The 16,089-nt window shown below is 72.7% G+C and carries 16 protein-coding genes; 9 read left to right on the plus strand and 7 right to left on the minus strand.

Annotation, left to right across the window (positions count from 1 at the left end; translation table 11 throughout):
- Positions 1-71 precede the first annotated feature (71 nt).
- The 3 genes from ACFYUS_RS32205 to ACFYUS_RS32215 form a co-directional block, all read right to left on the minus strand.
- Positions 72-2,375 carry an FG-GAP-like repeat-containing protein gene (locus tag ACFYUS_RS32205; RefSeq protein WP_388860125.1) on the minus strand — a complete coding sequence of 768 codons (2,304 nt, stop codon included), beginning with the start codon at positions 2,373-2,375 and terminating at the stop codon, positions 72-74.
- Positions 2,376-2,494: 119 nt separating this feature from the next.
- Positions 2,495-3,010, minus strand: coding sequence for a DUF664 domain-containing protein (locus ACFYUS_RS32210; protein ID WP_388860128.1), 516 nt, complete (start codon positions 3,008-3,010; stop codon positions 2,495-2,497).
- A gap of 134 nt (positions 3,011-3,144) precedes the next feature.
- The gene (locus tag ACFYUS_RS32215) at positions 3,145-3,348 is read right to left on the minus strand and encodes a cold-shock protein (RefSeq protein WP_388688281.1); all 204 of its coding nucleotides are present in this window, start codon (positions 3,346-3,348) and stop codon (positions 3,145-3,147) included.
- Positions 3,349-3,609: 261 nt separating this feature from the next.
- On the opposite strand from ACFYUS_RS32215, the gene ACFYUS_RS32220 reads away from it, so the two are divergent.
- The 3 genes from ACFYUS_RS32220 (at position 3,610) to ACFYUS_RS32230 (ending at position 6,531) form a co-directional block, all read left to right on the plus strand.
- Positions 3,610-4,479: a menaquinone biosynthetic enzyme MqnA/MqnD family protein gene (locus ACFYUS_RS32220; protein ID WP_388860132.1), complete on the plus strand. Its 870-nt coding sequence runs from the start codon at positions 3,610-3,612 to the stop codon at positions 4,477-4,479.
- Positions 4,480-4,722: 243 nt separating this feature from the next.
- Entirely contained in the window at positions 4,723-5,922 is a 1,200-nt protein-coding gene (gene mqnC, locus ACFYUS_RS32225; protein ID WP_388860135.1) for a cyclic dehypoxanthinyl futalosine synthase, read from the plus strand.
- 9 nt (positions 5,923-5,931) lie between these two features.
- Positions 5,932-6,531, plus strand: coding sequence for a hypothetical protein (locus tag ACFYUS_RS32230; protein WP_388860138.1), 600 nt, complete (start codon positions 5,932-5,934; stop codon positions 6,529-6,531).
- A 12-nt stretch (positions 6,532-6,543) separates the two neighbouring features.
- Here the strand turns inward: ACFYUS_RS32230 and ACFYUS_RS32235 are convergent, their stop codons facing one another.
- Positions 6,544-7,338 carry a hypothetical protein gene (locus tag ACFYUS_RS32235; protein ID WP_388860141.1) on the minus strand — a complete coding sequence of 265 codons (795 nt, stop codon included), beginning with the start codon at positions 7,336-7,338 and terminating at the stop codon, positions 6,544-6,546.
- 8 nt (positions 7,339-7,346) lie between these two features.
- Positions 7,347-7,889 carry a SigE family RNA polymerase sigma factor gene (locus ACFYUS_RS32240; protein WP_388860144.1) on the minus strand — a complete coding sequence of 181 codons (543 nt, stop codon included), beginning with the start codon at positions 7,887-7,889 and terminating at the stop codon, positions 7,347-7,349.
- Positions 7,890-8,025: 136 nt separating this feature from the next.
- Between ACFYUS_RS32240 and ACFYUS_RS32245 the strand changes: the two genes are divergently transcribed.
- Positions 8,026-8,718 (plus strand): demethylmenaquinone methyltransferase, encoded by a 693-nt coding sequence (locus ACFYUS_RS32245; RefSeq protein WP_388860147.1) that lies wholly within the window; start codon positions 8,026-8,028, stop codon positions 8,716-8,718.
- Positions 8,719-8,800: 82 nt separating this feature from the next.
- Positions 8,801-10,087, plus strand: coding sequence for a geranylgeranyl reductase family protein (locus ACFYUS_RS32250; protein ID WP_388860149.1), 1,287 nt, complete (start codon positions 8,801-8,803; stop codon positions 10,085-10,087).
- 18 nt (positions 10,088-10,105) lie between these two features.
- On the opposite strand, the gene ACFYUS_RS32255 is transcribed toward ACFYUS_RS32250, so the two are convergent.
- Both ACFYUS_RS32255 and ACFYUS_RS32260 read right to left on the minus strand, forming a co-directional pair.
- Positions 10,106-10,507 carry a response regulator transcription factor gene (locus ACFYUS_RS32255; protein ID WP_388860152.1) on the minus strand — a complete coding sequence of 134 codons (402 nt, stop codon included), beginning with the start codon at positions 10,505-10,507 and terminating at the stop codon, positions 10,106-10,108.
- 186 nt (positions 10,508-10,693) lie between these two features.
- The gene (locus ACFYUS_RS32260) at positions 10,694-11,635 is read right to left on the minus strand and encodes a hypothetical protein (RefSeq protein ID WP_388860155.1); all 942 of its coding nucleotides are present in this window, start codon (positions 11,633-11,635) and stop codon (positions 10,694-10,696) included.
- Between the two features lie 491 nt (positions 11,636-12,126).
- Here ACFYUS_RS32260 and ACFYUS_RS32265 point away from each other — a divergent pair, with 491 nt between their 5' ends.
- From ACFYUS_RS32265 to ACFYUS_RS32280, 4 genes are read left to right on the plus strand one after another with little or no spacing between them, the layout of a single operon-like run.
- Positions 12,127-12,633: a hypothetical protein gene (locus tag ACFYUS_RS32265; RefSeq protein ID WP_388860158.1), complete on the plus strand. Its 507-nt coding sequence runs from the start codon at positions 12,127-12,129 to the stop codon at positions 12,631-12,633.
- Positions 12,626-14,125, plus strand: a complete 1,500-nt coding sequence (locus tag ACFYUS_RS32270; protein WP_388860161.1) for a peptidoglycan-binding protein — start codon at positions 12,626-12,628, stop codon at positions 14,123-14,125. The genes ACFYUS_RS32265 and ACFYUS_RS32270 overlap by 8 nt, the downstream gene beginning before the upstream one ends.
- Complete coding sequence (locus ACFYUS_RS32275) at positions 14,122-14,838, plus strand: ABC transporter ATP-binding protein (protein WP_388860164.1); 717 nt, start codon at positions 14,122-14,124, stop codon at positions 14,836-14,838. The genes ACFYUS_RS32270 and ACFYUS_RS32275 overlap by 4 nt, the downstream gene beginning before the upstream one ends.
- Complete coding sequence (locus ACFYUS_RS32280) at positions 14,835-16,088, plus strand: ABC transporter permease (protein ID WP_388860167.1); 1,254 nt, start codon at positions 14,835-14,837, stop codon at positions 16,086-16,088. Before ACFYUS_RS32275 ends, ACFYUS_RS32280 begins: the two co-directional genes overlap by 4 nt.
- Position 16,089 lies beyond the last annotated feature (1 nt).

Raw genomic sequence — 16,089 nt, forward strand, 5'->3', positions numbered from 1 at the left:
GGGAAAGGGGGGGCGCGTCCGCGCGGGCGCGCCCCGGTCGTGCCGTGGGGGGTGGTGGTCTCTGCGGCGCGTCAGAAGACGCGCGTGTAGCTCGAACCGCCGTACACCAGCGCGTCGGTGGCGGTGCGGGCCGCGAAGGGCGCGGTCGCGTTGCCGGTGCCGGCGTAGAAGTACGAGGTCTTGCCGGGGCCGCCGTACGCGAAGAGGTCGGGGCGGCCGTCCTTGTTGCCGTCGCCGATGCCGACGAGCTCGGTGTAGCCGCTCCAGCCGGAGCCGATCTTGACGCGGCTCGTGAACGTCCCGTCGCCCTTGCCGAGGTACAGCCAGAGCACGCCGCTCGTGTCGCGGGCGAGGAGGTCGCCGGCCGGGCCGCCGGCCAGGTTCCCGACGGCCGTCAGCTGGTTGTAGACGCCCCAGCCGCCGCCGACCCTCACCCGCGTGGCGAAGGGCGCGGTGGCGGAGCCGGTGCCCTTGTAGAACCACAGGACCCCGGAGGCGTCCGTGGCGAGGAGGTCGGGGCGGCCGTCGCCGTTGAGGTCGGAGCCGCCCGCGAGCTCCTTGTAGCCGCCCCAGCCGGAACCGACCTTCGTCCGGGTCGCCAGCGGCTTCTTCTCGTCGCCGGTGCCCTGGTACAGCCACAGGACGCCGGAGGCGTCGCGGGCGATCGTGTCGGCGACGCTCGTCCCCGCGACGTTCCCGACGGACTCGATCCGGTCGTACGCGTTCCAGCCGGAGCCGACGGCGGCCCGCTGGTACGTCGGCATGAGCCGCTTGGTGGAGGTGTTGTACGTGGTGTCGGCGCGCCACAGCGAGCCCCCGGCGTCCCGCGCGAAGAGGTCGGGCGAGCCGTTGTCGCCGTAGTCGTGCGGCTTGACCGAGCGGACCACCTTGAAGGTGCCGGACTGCTCCACGGCGGGCCCGATGCCGTTCGTCGGGACGGCGCGGAAGGACCAGGCGTAGTCGCCGTTGAAGGCGGACTTGCCGTCCTTCGACAGGTCGTCGAGGACGCCCTGCCAGGTCAGGCCGAAGGTGGTGTCGTCGTACGTGTACTGCGAGGGGAACTCGCGGCGCAGCTTCAGCTCGCGGATGAAGGTCTGCCCGGTCCTGACGTGCGTGAGCTTGAGGGAGACGTTCGCGTTGAGCCGGGACATCCGCCACTTCAGCTCGACCTCGCGGTCCCGGTCGAGGTCGAGGACGGCCGGCACCTGGGAGCCGAGGTAGGTCAGCGCGGTGGGCTGGTTCGTCGTCGCGACCTTCTCGACGGAGGGCTTCGCGCCCGCGACGGGGGAGACCTCGTAGAGGCCCTCGCCCCCGGCGACCGTGCCGCCGCGTATGAGCAGGGTGCCGTCCGAGGCGGCCTGCGCCGAGGTGGCGTAGTCGGTGATGTCGGTGGTGTCGCCGCTGGTCAGGTCGAGGGCCCGCACCCGGGTCTCGGGGAAGGTGCCGTTCTCGGTGAGCCTGCTCGGGATGGCGTACACCAGCCAGTTGCCGACCAGGCCGAGGACGTACCCGTCGGCGATGTGGAGGGGGACCCACCGCCGGGCGCCGGTCTTCCGGTCGACGGTGGCGATGCCGGTGCCCTCCGCGCGGGCCTCCGCCCAGGCGACGTGCGTGGCCGACAGGGCGAGACCGCTGTAGAGGTACTCGGACCCGTCGGCCGCGTAGGTCTCGACGGCCGCGCCGGTGGCCAGGTCGATGACGGCCCGGCCGTTCTCGCGGGCGCCCTCCGGGCCGGTGACGTAGGCGACGACCGCCTGGCCGCCGACGGCCGGCGCGTTCGTGAAGAAGTGGAGCGCGTCGACGGGGAGGCCGGTGACCTCGCGGGAGCCGGTGGTGCCGTTCTCGTCGGTGACGAGGAGCAGCTTCTGCGTGTTGTTCGGCCCGGGCGCCGCGGCGAGGACCGCGTTCGGGCCGACGGCCTTGACGTAGGTGGCCGACAGCGCGCCGAGGTCGATGTGGACGGGAGCGGCGGCCGGGGCGCCCATGTCCGTGAGCGTGACGGAGCGCATCTGCCGCGGGTCGGTCGAGTCGCCGGTGACCACGACGTCGGTGCCGGTGGAGTCGAGGCCGCCGCCCTCGGGGACGGTGAGGACGGTCGAGGTGCCGTCCGCGTACCGGGTCCAGCGGCGTTCCCGGTCCGTCGCGCCCGTGGTGAAGGTGAGGAAGCCGGTGGTCCCGGCGCCCGCGACGATCGCGTCGCCCGCCGCCGGGTAGGGCACGGGCGCGGCCGTGGTGCCGGAGGCGGCGGAGAGGGTGGTGAGGGAGCCCGTCGGGGCGGCGAGGGCGGCCGGACCGGCCGCGAGGGTGCCTGCGGTGACCGCGAGGACGGCGGTCACGGCGGCGGCTATGCGACGGGCGGACGAACGTTGCTGCACGATGGAATTCCCCCCAGGACAACCAGGCGTGGCGATCGCCACGCCCGCTAGGACTCATGATCGTCCTCAGGGGTTGTACGTGTGCGTCGAACAGGTGATCCCGTCATTCGATCGCTCGTTCAGCGGCTTTTCCGTCGCTCGATCACGCCCCGTGCGTACGCCGCCTGCCCCGCGTGCTGGAGGTCGTCCGCGATCACCGACACCAGCCGGACGCCGAGGGTGACCGGGGGATCCCAGCGGGTGTCGACGATCCGGTCCAGGTCCGCGTTCGTGACCGAGCGGACCAGCTCCTCCGTACGGGCGTGCACGGCGTCGTGGTAGCCGAGCAGCAGCTCCGCCGGGGCGCGGACCTCGCCGACCTGCGCGGTCGTCATCCCGTAGCCGGTGGCGCGCTTCGGGAAGGGCAGTCCGAAACGGTCGGCCCAGCCGTCCGAGGCCCACAGCTGCTCCGTGCCGAAGGCGTCCGCGAGGTGGTCGTCCTGGACACGGGTGAGGTGCCAGGCGAGCCAGGCGACGGTGTTGGCGTCGGGGTCGACGCGGGCGGTGAGCTCTTCGTCGGTGAGGCCCTCCACGGCTTCGTGGACGACCTCACGGATCCGGCCGAACGCGTCGACCAGCAGTCCGGCACTGTTCACCCCTCCACGGTCGCCTCCCGCCGGGACCCGCGCAAACGCACGGAAAAGGGCAGGAGCCCCGCTCGTGCCGCGAGGCACGGAGCGGGGCTCCTTGGGTACTGCTCTAGTCGTGCGTGATCGCCGACCCGGGCAACTTAGGCCGGGGTGACGTTCTCCGCCTGCGGGCCCTTCGGGCCCTGCGTGACGTCGAACGTCACGGTCTGGTTCTCCTCGAGCGAGCGGAAGCCGTTCGCGTTGATCGCGGAGTAGTGGACGAAGACATCCGGGCCGCCGCCGTCCTGGGCGATGAAGCCGAAGCCCTTTTCAGCGTTGAACCACTTCACGGTTCCGGTAGCCATGAGCCCTCCTATGGGCCAAAGGGTCGCCCTGCTCCAGAACCTGCAAACAAGTCTGAAAACTACAAAAGCCTGCGGGTCACATGCTCCGCAGGCTCTGTACTGCAAGGGAAACCAAACTGCAACTTGCGTCGAGCGTAGCATGCAGGACGCTCGGGGCGGTAGAGGGAAAGATCACGTCACTCACATGTTTGACTCCGTTCCGTGTGCTGACGCGCGTGCCCCGCCGATGCCCACACTGCGAGACGGGTCTAGCCTCGCGATGTGGACAAAGCAACCGACGACCAGCGCAGCCGGCCCCGCGTCGGGCACATCCAGTTCCTGAACTGCCTCCCCCTCTACTGGGGACTCGCCAGGACCGGGACGCTCCTCGATCTCGAGCTCACCAAGGACACCCCGGAGAAGCTCAGCGAGCGGCTCGTCCGGGGCGATCTCGACATCGGCCCCATCACCCTCGTCGAATACCTCCGCAACGCGGACGACCTGGTCGCGCTCCCGGACATCGCCGTCGGCTGCGACGGCCCCGTCATGTCCTGCGTGATCGTCTCCCAGCGGCCCCTGGCGGAGCTCCACCACGCGCGCGTGGCCCTCGGCTCCACCTCCCGCACGTCCGTGCGCCTCGCCCAGCTGCTGCTTTCCGAGCAGTACGGGGTCGAGCCCGACTACTACACCTGCCCGCCCGACCTCGGCCTGATGATGCAGGAGGCGGACGCCGCCGTCCTCATCGGCGACGCCGCGCTGAGGGCCTCCCTGCACGACGCGCCCCGGCTCGGCCTCCAGGTCCACGACCTGGGGCTCATGTGGAAGGAGTGGACGGGCCTGCCGTTCGTCTTCGCCATCTGGGCGGCGCGCAAGGACTACCTGGCGCGCGAGCCGGAGACCGTCCGCGAGGTGCACCAGGCCTTCCTGGCCTCGCGCGACCTCTCCCTCGAAGAGGTCGCCAAGGTCGCCGAACAGGCCGCCCGCTGGGAGACCTTCGACGCCGAACTCCTGGAGCGGTACTTCCGCACGCTCGACTTCCGATTCGGCCCGGAGCAGCTCGCCGGCGTACGGGAGTTCGCCCGCCGCACCGGCCCCACGACCGGTTTCCCGGCGGATGTCGCGGTGGAACTCCTGCCTCCTCCGGCGCGATAAGCGGCGGAGCGGCGGAGGCGGCGGAGGAAAGGTGCGGGAAAGAAATACCGGTGCGCCCGCCCGGCGCTCCGGACGCGCCTTTCCCGACGGCCCCGGTAATGCCGGGGCCCGCCCCCGGCGACCGCACCCGTGAATTCACCGGATATTCACCGTCCGCTCGTACCGGCACCCTGCGGAAGCGGCCGGGAGCCCTGGCGTAGGCTGGTTCGGTCGATCAGAACCCCTCCGAAAGGGACGCACCCGGTGACCGAGAAGGCCGAACTCCAGTCTGTTCTCGACCGCGCCGCCGCGGGTGGCCGGATCACCCCCGAGGAGGCGCTCGACCTCTACCGCTCGGCGCCCCTGCACGCGCTGGGCGCCGCCGCCGACGCGGTGCGCCGCCGCCGGTACGCGGGGACCGAGCACATCGCGACGTACATCATCGAGCGGAACATCAACTACACGAACGTCTGCGTGACGGCGTGCAAGTTCTGCGCGTTCTACGCCGCCCCGAAGGACACCAAGAAGGGCTGGACCCGCGACCTCGACGACATCCTGCGCCGCTGCGCGGAGACCGTGGAGCTCGGCGGCACCCAGATCATGTTCCAGGGCGGCCACCACCCGGACTACGGCGTCGAGTACTACGAGAAGCACTTCGCCGCCATCAAGAAGGACTTCCCGCAGCTGGTCATCCACTCCCTCGGCGCCTCCGAGGTCGAGCACATGGCCCGCATCTCCGGCGTCTCCGTCGAGGAGGCGATCACCCGCATCCACGCCGCCGGTCTCGACTCCTTCGCGGGCGCCGGCGCCGAGCTGCTCCCCGAGCGGCCCCGCAAGGCCATCGCCCCGCTCAAGGAGAGCGGCGAGCGCTGGCTGGAGATCATGGAGATCGCCCACAAGCTGGGCGTCGAGTCCACCTCCACCATGCTCATGGGCACCGGCGAGACCAACGCCGAGCGGATCGAGCACCTGCGCATGATCCGCGACGTGCAGGACCGGACGGGCGGCTTCCGGGCCTTCATCCCGTACACGTACCAGCCCGAGAACAACCACCTCAAGGGCCGCACGCAGGCCACGCTCTTCGAGTACCTGCGCATGATCGCGATCGCCCGGCTCTTCCTCGACAACGTCGCCCACATCCAGGGCTCGTGGCTGACCACCGGCAAGGAGGTCGGCCAGCTCTCCCTGCACTACGGCGCCGACGACCTCGGCTCGATCATGCTGGAGGAGAACGTCGTCTCCTCCGCCGGTGCCAAGCACCGCTCCAACCGCCTGGAGATCATCGACCTCATCCGCAAGGCGGGCCGCGTCCCCGCGCAGCGCGCCACCACGTACGAGCACCTCGTCGTCCACGACGACCCGGCGAACGACCCGGTCGACGAGCGCGTCGCCTCGCACATCTCGTCCGTGGCCATCGAGGGCGGCACGGCCCACCCCGAGCTGAAGCTCCTCGACGCGAACTGACGCCCACCGATGCTCACGCTGCACGTCGCCGAGGCGACGCCCGAGGGCGCCGTCCTGGTGGACGGCGCCCTCGTCGCGGCCGTCGGCCCGTACGAGGAACTGGCCGAGGCGCACCAGGACGCCCGGCTGCGCCGCTGGCCGGGCATCCTCACCCCCGGACTCCTCAACCCGTACGGGCCGGAGCTCCTGGAGGACACGTACCACCCGGACCCCCGGGAGGCGGCGGAGTTCGGCACCGAGCCGATCACGGGGGAGCGGGCGCGGGAGATCTTCCGCGCCGACCCCGCCCGGCGCGGCGCCTCGGCGCGCCGCGGGGTGCAGCGGCTCCTCGCGCACGGGACGGTCGCCATCGCCGGCGAGCTGCGCGGCCGACCGGCCGTGGACGCCGTGCGCCGGGCGGGTCTCGCCGTCGGCCGCCGCCCGGAGCGGCTCCCCGGACCCCCGTCCCTCTCCCCGGTGCCGCTGGTGCTGCTGCCCGCCCTCGTGCCGGGCGGCCCCGCCCGCTTCGCCGTCTTCGACGTCCCCGACCGGGCGGCCCTCGTCCGCCTCGGCGCGTCGACCTGCGTCGCCACCGTCGTCGACGGCCGCATGGTCTTCCGGCGCCGCTAGGGCCGGTCCGGCTCAGCCGCCCCGGACCGGGGCGTCCTTCTCCTGCACCGGGTACGCGTCCGCGTACTTCAGCAGGTCGGTGAAGCGCGCGTCGCGCACGACGGTCAGCAGCTGGTCCGGGGTCACGGGCGCCGAGGCGGTGTCCGAGGGGCTGACGGAGAGCAGCACGCTGCTCCTGCCGTACCGGGTGACGACCATGGAGCCCAGGGTCTCCGGCTTGTTCACGGCCGTCGCGTACACCTGCGCGGTCCGGCCCCCGCCCAGATCGGCCTTCTCGCAGGTCGTCCCCTTCGACGGGACGTTCCGGCAGTCCTGGAGGCGCTCGCCCTCCGCGGGCCGGACGGACAGCTTCACGTGGAAGTCCTGCCCGCCGGCGGTGATCCGGTAGTCGGAGACCTGGTCCGCGACCGGCCGGATGTCCTGGACGGACGGCGGAAGCAGTTCGTCGAGGAGTGCCGACACCTGCTGCTGGAACTGGGCGCGGCGGGCGCTCTCGGCGTCGGAGAGCTTCTCCGGCGGCTCCTGGCCCGGGGTCGGCCGGGCCGCGACCGGCGTGTGGTACGCCGAGGGGAAGGCGGCCGGAGGCGCGGCGGGCAGGCCGGCGCCGGAGCCGTCCGCCCCGGACAGCAGGGAGAGTCCGAGCACGGCCGCGGTCGCCGTGCCGAAGACCCCGCCGGCGACGGCGAGCCGGGCCCGTGCGCGGCGCCTGCGGCCCAGGCGTACGGCGACGGGCACGAGGTCGGGAAGGGGGGGCAGCTCCAGCGCCGTGCGGTCCAGGGCACGGCGGAGCATCGTTTCGTCGTCCACTCGGGGCCTCAGCTTCCGATGGCGTGGTGGTGGAGGTGGGGATCGGCGGCGTAGAGGTGCGCCTCGCCGAGGTGCTTCCGGAGCCGGGCCAGGGAGCGTGAGCACTGGCTTTTGACCGTCGCCTCGCTACAGCGCAGGAGCGAGGCGACGGTCTCCACGCTCAGGTCCTCCCAGTACCGCAGGACGACCATGGCGCGGGCTCTGGGCGGGAGCTCGGCCAGCGCGGCGAGCAGCGTGACCCGGAGGTCCGGCTGCTCCGCGGTCCGCGCCGGGCCGAGCCCGCCGGTCCGGGTGAAGGCGAGCAGATCGCGCAGCCCGCGTCGCCGTTCGGCGAGGAACGTGCGGGTGAGCACGGTCTTGGCGTAGGCGTGCGGATGCTCCGCCGCCCCGGCCCGCCGCCAGTGCTGGAAGAGTTTCGCGAGCGTGGTCTGCGTGAGGTCGAGGGCGGTCTCCGCGTCCCCGCACAGCAGATACGCGGTGCGGTACAGCCGCGTCTGCGCGGAACGGGCGAAGTCCTCGAACCCGATGTCCGAGCCAAGCGGTGACGGCATCTCGCTCCCTTCGTCTGCACTGTCACCCTTCCTTGAGCGCGCTCGCCGGGAAAAGGTTGAAGGGAGATTCCGGGGAATCCTCCGGGGGCCGGGGCCGGTCCCCGCCCGGCAGGGGGGTGGCTGCCACAATGGCCGGGTGAGCCGAGCATCCCTGGACAAGCAGCCGCACGAAGTCGCCTCGATGTTCGACGACGTGGCGGCGAACTACGACCTGACCAATGACGTGCTCTCCCTCGGGCAGGACAGGCGCTGGCGCAAGGAGGTCGCGAAGGCGGTCGACGCGCGGCCCGCGCAGAAGGTCCTCGACCTGGCCGCCGGGACCGCGACCTCCTCGCAGCCCTTCGTGAAGGCGGGGGCGTACGTCGTCCCGTGCGACTTCTCGCTCGGCATGCTGCGGGTCGGCAAGAAGAACCACCCGTGGATGCCGTTCACGGCGGGCGACGGCACGAAGCTGCCGTTCCGCGACGACGTCTTCGACGCGGTCACGATCTCCTTCGGGCTGCGGAACATCCAGGACACCGAGCAGGCGCTCCGCGAGCTGTACCGGGTGACGAAGCCCGGCGGCCGCGTCGTGATCTGCGAGTTCTCGCACCCCACCTGGGCGCCGTTCCGGACGGTGTACGAGGAGTACCTGATGCGCGCGCTGCCGCCGGTGGCCCGTGCCGTCTCCTCCAACCCCGACGCGTACGTGTACCTCGCCGAGTCCATCCAGTCCTGGCCGGACCAGCGGGCCCTGGCGGGCCTGCTCCAGAAGGCCGGCTGGTCGCGGGTGGCCCACCGGAACCTGACGGGCGGCATCGTCGCCCTGCACCGCGGGTTCAAGGCGTAAGCCCGCCGCTCATAGACTTTCCCCGCCTCTTTCTCCACCCCTTTCCTCACCCTTTTTCCTCGACCCCTTCGGGAGATCCGCCGTGACCGAGCAGCCCCTCTCCGAGCACAGCGCCGATGTGATCGTCGTCGGGGCGGGCCCGGCCGGCTCCACCACCGCCTACTACCTGGCGAAGGCCGGACTCGACGTCCTGCTCCTGGAGAAGACCGCGTTCCCGCGCGAGAAGGTCTGCGGCGACGGCCTCACCCCCCGCGCCACCAAGCAGCTCGTCGCCATGGGCATCGACATCTCCGAAGAGGCCGGCTGGCTGCGGAACAAGGGCCTGCGGATCATCGGCGGCGGCGTCCGGCTGGAGCTCGACTGGCCGGAGCTCGCCTCGTACCCGGACTACGGACTCGTCCGCAAGCGCGACGACTTCGACGAGCAGCTCGCCCGGCAGGCGCAGAAGGCCGGCGCCCGGCTGTACGAACGCTGCAACGTCGGCGCCCCGATCATCGACGACCGTACGGGCCGGATCACCGGCGTGCACGCCAAGCTCGGCGAGGAGAAGCGCGAGGTCACCTTCCACGCGCCGCTCGTCGTCGCCGCCGACGGCAACTCCACCCGGCTCTCCCTCGCCATGGGCCTGCACCGGCGCGAGGACCGGCCGATGGGCGTCGCCGTCCGCACGTACTTCACCTCGCCCCGCCACGACGACGAGTACCTGGAGTCCTGGCTGGAGCTGTGGGACCGGCGCGGGCCGCAGGACCGGCTGCTCCCCGGCTACGGCTGGATCTTCCCCATGGGCGACGGCACCTCCAACGTCGGCCTCGGCATCCTCAACTCCTCGAAGGCCTTCCGCGAACTGGACTGGCGCGAGGTCCTCAAGGCCTGGTGCGCCTCCATGCCGGAGGACTGGGGCTACACGCCGGAGAACATGACGCAGCCGATCCGCGGCGCCGCCCTCCCGATGGCCTTCAACCGCCAGCCGCACTACACCAAGGGCCTGCTGCTCGTCGGTGACGCGGGCGGCCTCGTCAACCCGTTCAACGGCGAGGGCATCGCGTACGCCATGGAGTCCGGCCAGATCGCGGCCGACGTCATCGTCCAGGCGCACGCCCGTGCCACCCCGGCCCAGCGCGAGCTGGCCCTGCGGAACTACCCGCAGATCCTCAAGGACACCTACGGCGGCTACTACACGCTGGGCCGCGCCTTCGTGAAGCTCATCGGCAACCCGAAGGTCATGAAGATCGCGACCCAGCGCGGTCTGACCCACCCCCTGCTGATGAAGTTCACGCTGAAGATGCTGGCGAACCTCACGGACCCGACGGGCGGCGACGCGATGGACCGCATCATCAACGGCCTGTCGAAGGTGGCCCCGAAGGCCTGAGGCCTGTGCCCGACGCCGTCAGGCGCAGCGCTTGTAGACGGCGAATCCCCGGGTCACCGGGCCCCGGGGCGCGAGGGCGCGCAGCTCCGTGCTCCGGTCGGGTCCGTCATGGCGGCAGAGGCGGCACGGCCAGACCGCCTCGGTGAGCAGGGCGAGCAGATGGAGCTGGGCGCGCGACAGGCCGCCCAGCTTCTCCCGCATGTTGGTGACGTGGAACTTGACGGTGCGTTCGGTGATGCCGAGGCGTTCGGCGAGATCCGTGTTCGACTCGCCGCCGGGCATCGCCGACAGGACCTCGATCTCGCGGTCCGTCAGGGTGTCCAGATGGCGTAAGGCGGTGGTGACCGGGTTGATCCGGGCCGCGCGGGTCCGGTGGACCTCGGCTGGTTCGGGGCTGCAGCAGGGGCACTGACGAAGCATGAGTCTCCCCCCAGAGAATGCGTTCGGTGGGCGCTGTGCGACGGAATCGCAGCACCTGGTTTCCGGCGGGAACGGCGACCGGACGCATCACGAAACCATGCCCACGGCCGGATCGGAACGCATCACGGACGTTCCGGCGGCCGGAAAACGCCGGAACCACCGACCCGCGGCCCCGGCCCCGACGGCTCAGCCGGCGAGCGTGGCGGCCAGCTTCAACCGCTCGTCGAGCTCGGTCTTCGCCTGGTTCAGGGCCTCCGCGTTCTGCTCGATGCTGCGCTTCTGGTAGGCGGTCTCGACGGTGTACCAGATGCCGACGAGGTTGGCCTTTTCCTTACAGGCGACGTCCTGCCGGGCGGCGGCGATCGCCTGGGGGCCGCCGAACGTGTTCGGGTCGAGCCCCAGGTCGCTCTGCGGGCTGACCGGCTCGTCGACCTCGTAGCCCTTCTCCGCCATGCAGGCGGACCAGGCCTTCACGGCGGCGACGACGCGGGAGTCCTCGCGGGACCGGGAGAACGCGTCCATCCGCACGTTGGTGACGAACATGGCGTCCACCGCGCCCTTCTTCGGCGCGTAGATCGTGAGGAAGCCCTCGCGGAGGCAGCCGCCGATGGGGACCTTCTGCCCGTTGAGGGTCTTGCCGCTGTCCTTGGCCCTGGCCTCCTCCAGGCTCATCGGCCGGGGGCCCTCGTACCCGTCGGGGCCGTTGAGCGCGAGCTTGCCGCTCGGGCCGAGGTTCTGGGCGGCGGGCTTCGCCGGCGGCTGGGCGCCCCGGTGGGGGACGTAGCCGTAGCGGGCCGCGATCGCGGGGTCGGTGAGGCCGTAGCGGCGGGAGTCCCCGGACCGGCCGATCGGGGCGGGCGACAGGGGCAGCTCGTAGTCGAAGCCGAAGCGCCTCATGCAGTCGCCGGTCGCCCGGGACTGTGCCTTCTCCAGCCTGCGCCGCTGGTCCTCGGTGGTCGCGTAGCCGTCCAGGGGGAAGGAGAGTCCGGTCGTCGACAGCATCCGGGGAACCGTGCCGATCTCCGGTTCCTTCGCGGGATCGTCGCCGCTGCCGGACGCGGAGGAACAGGCGGTGAGGAGCGCGGCGCTCAGCAGGAGAACGGTCGCGCGGGCGGCGAGTGGGCGCATGGGGCTGCTCCAGGGGCGGGTGTGTGTCTGCCATGGGGGCAGCCGTTGCTCCATCCGCCTCGTTCGGGCGGGGCAACGGCTGCCGTGTTTCCGTGTGTGTGCCGGGGGCCGGGCCGGCCGTGGTGAGCGCGCCGGCGCCGAGGGCGGCGAGCGCGACGGCCGTGGCGGCGAGGCGACGGAGCGCGATGCGCTGCGCGCCGTCGCCTTTCGCGTGGCCGTCGCCGCTGTGGCCGCCGTGGCCCGGACTGGACCGGCGTCCATACGAGCACCGCCAACTGGTCTGCGTCCACTGTCCGTTGAGACAGTTACCGACCGGGAGGGCCCCGGCTATGCTCGCCGTGTCGAGGTGCCCTCCGGGCGCCGGCGACCTACCGCGCAGGGGCCTTGTACGTGGCGTAGCGCAGCGCCGCGTCGGCCCCCTCCTGCGCGTTCCCTGACGCCCCGTGGACGGGGACTCCCCGTCGGAAGGACCGTTTCTGATGAGACGCCTCATGGCTGCTCCCGTACTGATCATCGCCCTCGGCCTCGGGGGGTGCTCGAACGGCGGGGACGGCGCGACCCGGTCGGAACCGAGCACCGCGAACCCCTCCGCCACCCCCTCGGCCGGAGCCTCGTCGGCCGCCGCCGGCTGGTCCGCGTACTACGACTGCCTGGGCGCTCAGGGGATCGAGCTCCAGGACGGCGGCGGCGAGAAGCGCGTCGACAAGGACGCCAACACGAGCGAGGCGATCGGCGCGGCGGAGAAGGCGTGCAAGGCGCTCCTCCCCGGGAAGGAGCCGGTCGACCCGGCACGCCTCGCGGAGGCCGGGAAGTTCGCCGCCTGCATGCGCGAGAAGGGCGTCGCCGACTATCCGGACCCCGACCCGGCGACCGGCGAGACGCCGATGAAGGGCGACCTCGGCGCCCGGTTGAAGGGCGACCCCGAGGCGATCGAGGCACTGAAGGCCTGCGGCCCGAAGGCCGGGGGCGCCGACGGCGGGACGGTCGTCGGTGGCTGACGGCACCCCGGCCGGCACCGCACCGCCGGACGGCTCCCGGACCCCCGGCGGCGACGCCGGGGGCGCCCGGATGAACCGGCGCCGCTTCTGGGGCGCCGCCCTCGTGGCGGGGGCGGTCGCCCTGACCGGCGCCGGTGTCGCGGCCACCTCGCTGATCCGGTCGCCCGCGCAGGTCGCGGCCGACGCGAAGCCGCCGCCGCAGGACGTGCTGGTCGCCCGGGTCGAGAACCGGGTCCTCGCGGAGACCGTCGTCCTGCGCGGCACCGTCGTGGCGGGCCAGACCGTCCAGGTCGCGCCCGTCTCCGCGGGCGGGGAGGGCGGCACCGCCCCCGTGGTCACCAAGGTGTCCGTCAAGAACGGGGACGCGGTGCGCCCCGGGAAGGTGCTCCTGGAGATATCCGGCCGACCCGTCTTCGTCCTGCGCGGCGGCCTGCCCGTCTACCGGGACCTCAAGCCCGGCGCCACCGGCGACGACGTGAAGCAGCTCCAGAGCGCGCTCGCCGCGCTCGGCCACGGCCGCGGCGACGACGCCAGGGGCACCTTCGGGCCCGGCACGAAGAGCGCCGTCGAGGAGTTCTACTCCTCCATCGGCTACGACCCCAGGCCCGCCGTCGACGACGACGGCGCCGCCGTGGACGGCGCGAAGGCCTCCGTCACCGGTGCCGAACGGGCCCTCGTGGACGCCCGCGACGCGCTCGCGGCCAACAAGGACGACGCGCAGAGGAAGACGCTCAGGAAGACGCGCGACCGGGCCGCCGAGGACCTGGACACCGCCCGCGAGGCGCTCGCGAAGGCGGAGGCGGCCGCCGGGCCGATGGTCCCGGCGGCCGAGGCCGTCTTCGTACGGGCCTTCCCCGCGCGCGTCGCCACCGTGACGGCCAGACCGGGAGCACGGGTCTCCGGCACCGCGATGACCCTCTCCTCCGGCAGGCTCATGGCCCAGGGCCATCTCCAGGACCACCAGAAGGGGATGGTCCGCGCCGGACAGAAGGTGCGGATCCTCGCCGAGACGACCGGGCAGGAGGCCACGGGCCGCGTGGTCTCGGTGGCGGACACCCCCTCCCGGCAGCAGGACCAGCAGTCCGCCCCGCAGGGCACCGGACCCGACGGGAACGGAGGCACCGGCGGGGGAGGGGACGGCGCGCAGGACGACGGCGCCACCGGCTACCTCTTCACCGTCGACCCCTCCCGCGAACTGCCGTCCGGCCTCGCGGGCCAGGAGGTGCGCCTCACCATCGAGGCCGCCTCCACCGACGGCAAGGCCCTGGTCGTCCCGATCACCGCCGTCTCCGCGGGCGTCGACGGCAGGACGGTCGTCACGACCGTCGACGGCACCGGCCGGCAGCAGCGGATCGAGGTGCGGACCGGCACGACCGGCGACGGCTTCGTCGAGGTCGTACCGGCCGTCCCCGGCGCGCTCAAGGAGGGCGACGAGGTCGTCACCGGAGTGAACCCGGGCGCGGCCACCGGCGGTTCCGAGGGGGCGCCGTGAGCGAGGCGGACGTGAGCGACGTCGACGCGAGCGAGCGGGACGTCCCCGTCATCGAGTTCCGCGCGGTGGCCCTGACCTACCCCGGCCCGCCCCCCGTCACCGCCCTGAAACCCTGCGAACTCACCGTCGGGAAAGGCGAGTTCATCACCGTCGTCGGCCCCTCCGGATCGGGCAAGTCGACCTTCCTGAACGTCGCGGGACTGCTCGACGCGCCCACCGGCGGCACGTACCTCCTGGACGGCATCGACACGGCGGCGCTGCGCGACGCGGAGCGCACCGCCCTGCGCGGGCGGCGGATCGGCTTCGTCTTCCAGGCCTTCCACCTCCTGCCGCACCGCAGCGCCACCGAGAACGTCATGCTCTCGATGGTGTACTCGGCGGTGCCCCGCGCCGAGCGCCGCGCCCGCGCCCGTACCGCCCTCGAACGGGTGGGACTCGGCCACCGGGCCGAGGCGCTGCCCGGCCGGCTCTCCGGCGGCGAACGCCAGCGGGTGGCCATCGCCCGCGCCCTGGCCGGCCGCCCCTCGCTGCTCCTGTGCGACGAACCGACCGGCAACCTCGACTCGGACAACGCCGGATCCGTCCTCGACCTCCTCGGCGAACTGCACGCCTCCGGGATGACGATCCTCGTGATCACCCATGACGCGGAGGTGGCGCGGCGCGGCGGGCGCACGGTGACGATCCGCGACGGCGTGCTGAGCGAGCCGGCATGAGGGGCTCCCCGAAGGGCGAAGGATTCGGGAGGCGGCTGGTCGAACCCTCCCGCCTCGCGGCCCGTGACGTCCTCGCCGAGGCCGTCGCCGGAATGCTCCAGCGCCCCGGGCGCTCGGTCCTCACCGCGCTCGGCACCGTCCTCGGCGTCGGCACGTTCGTGGCGATCCTCGGGCTGACCGCGACGACGTCCTCGCAGATCGACGCGCGGTTCAACCTGCTCACGGCCACCGAGGTGACCGTCGAGGACATCGCCCGCGACCAGGACGAGTTCGCCGGCCCCGCCTTCCCCGCCGACGCGGACGCCCGCGTGGAACGGCTCGGCGGAGTCGAGGACGCCGGCGTCTACTGGACCGTCCGCCTCCCACCCGACACGGCCGTCCGCTCCGCGCCCGTCGGCGACGGCGCGGACGGCGAGCGGATCGAGGTCGTCGCCGCGTCCCCCGGCGCGCTGCGGGCGGCGGCGCCGACCCTCGCCCAGGGCCGCCTGTACGACGAGTTCGCGTCCCGGTCCGGGCAGCCGGTCGCGGTGCTCGGCACGTCCGTGGCGGCCCGGCTCGGCATCACCACCCTGGAGACCCGGCCTGCGGTGTTCATCGGCGACGAGCCCTTCACCGTCGCCGGGATCATCGACGACGTGAAGCGCAGGCCCGACGTCCTGATGTCGGTCACCGTGCCCCGCACGACCGCCGAGAAGCTCTGGGGGCCGCCCCAGCAGGGCGACGCGAAGATGCTGGTCACGACCGCGACGGGCGCGGCCCGCCAGATCGCCCGGGAGGCGCCGGTCGCGCTGCGCCCGGACCACCCGGAGTACCTGAAGGCGATACCGCCGCCGGACCCCAGGACCCTGCGCGCGGGCGTGACCGGCGACCTCGACCAGCTGTTCCTGCTCCTCGCGGCGATCTGCCTGGTGATCGGCGCGGTCGGCATCGCCAACACGACCCTGGTCGCCGTCCTGGAGCGGACCGGCGAGATCGGCCTGAGACGGGCCCTCGGCGCCCGGGGACGGCACATCACCGTCCAGTTCCTCACGGAATCGGGCGCTCTGGGCGCGATGGGCGGGCTCGTCGGCACGGCGCTCGGGGTGTCGACGGTGATCGTGGTGGCGCTGGTGCGGGACTGGACTCCGGTGATGCACACGGGGACGGTCGTCGCGGCCCCGGCCGTCGGCCTGGTCACGGGCGTCGTCGCCGGGCTGTACCCGGCCTGGCGCGCCTCCCGGATCGAGCCGGCCGAGGCACTCCGCCGCTGAG

The organism is Streptomyces sp. NPDC004284, assembly GCF_042874035.1.
Lineage (GTDB): Bacteria > Actinomycetota > Actinomycetes > Streptomycetales > Streptomycetaceae > Streptomyces.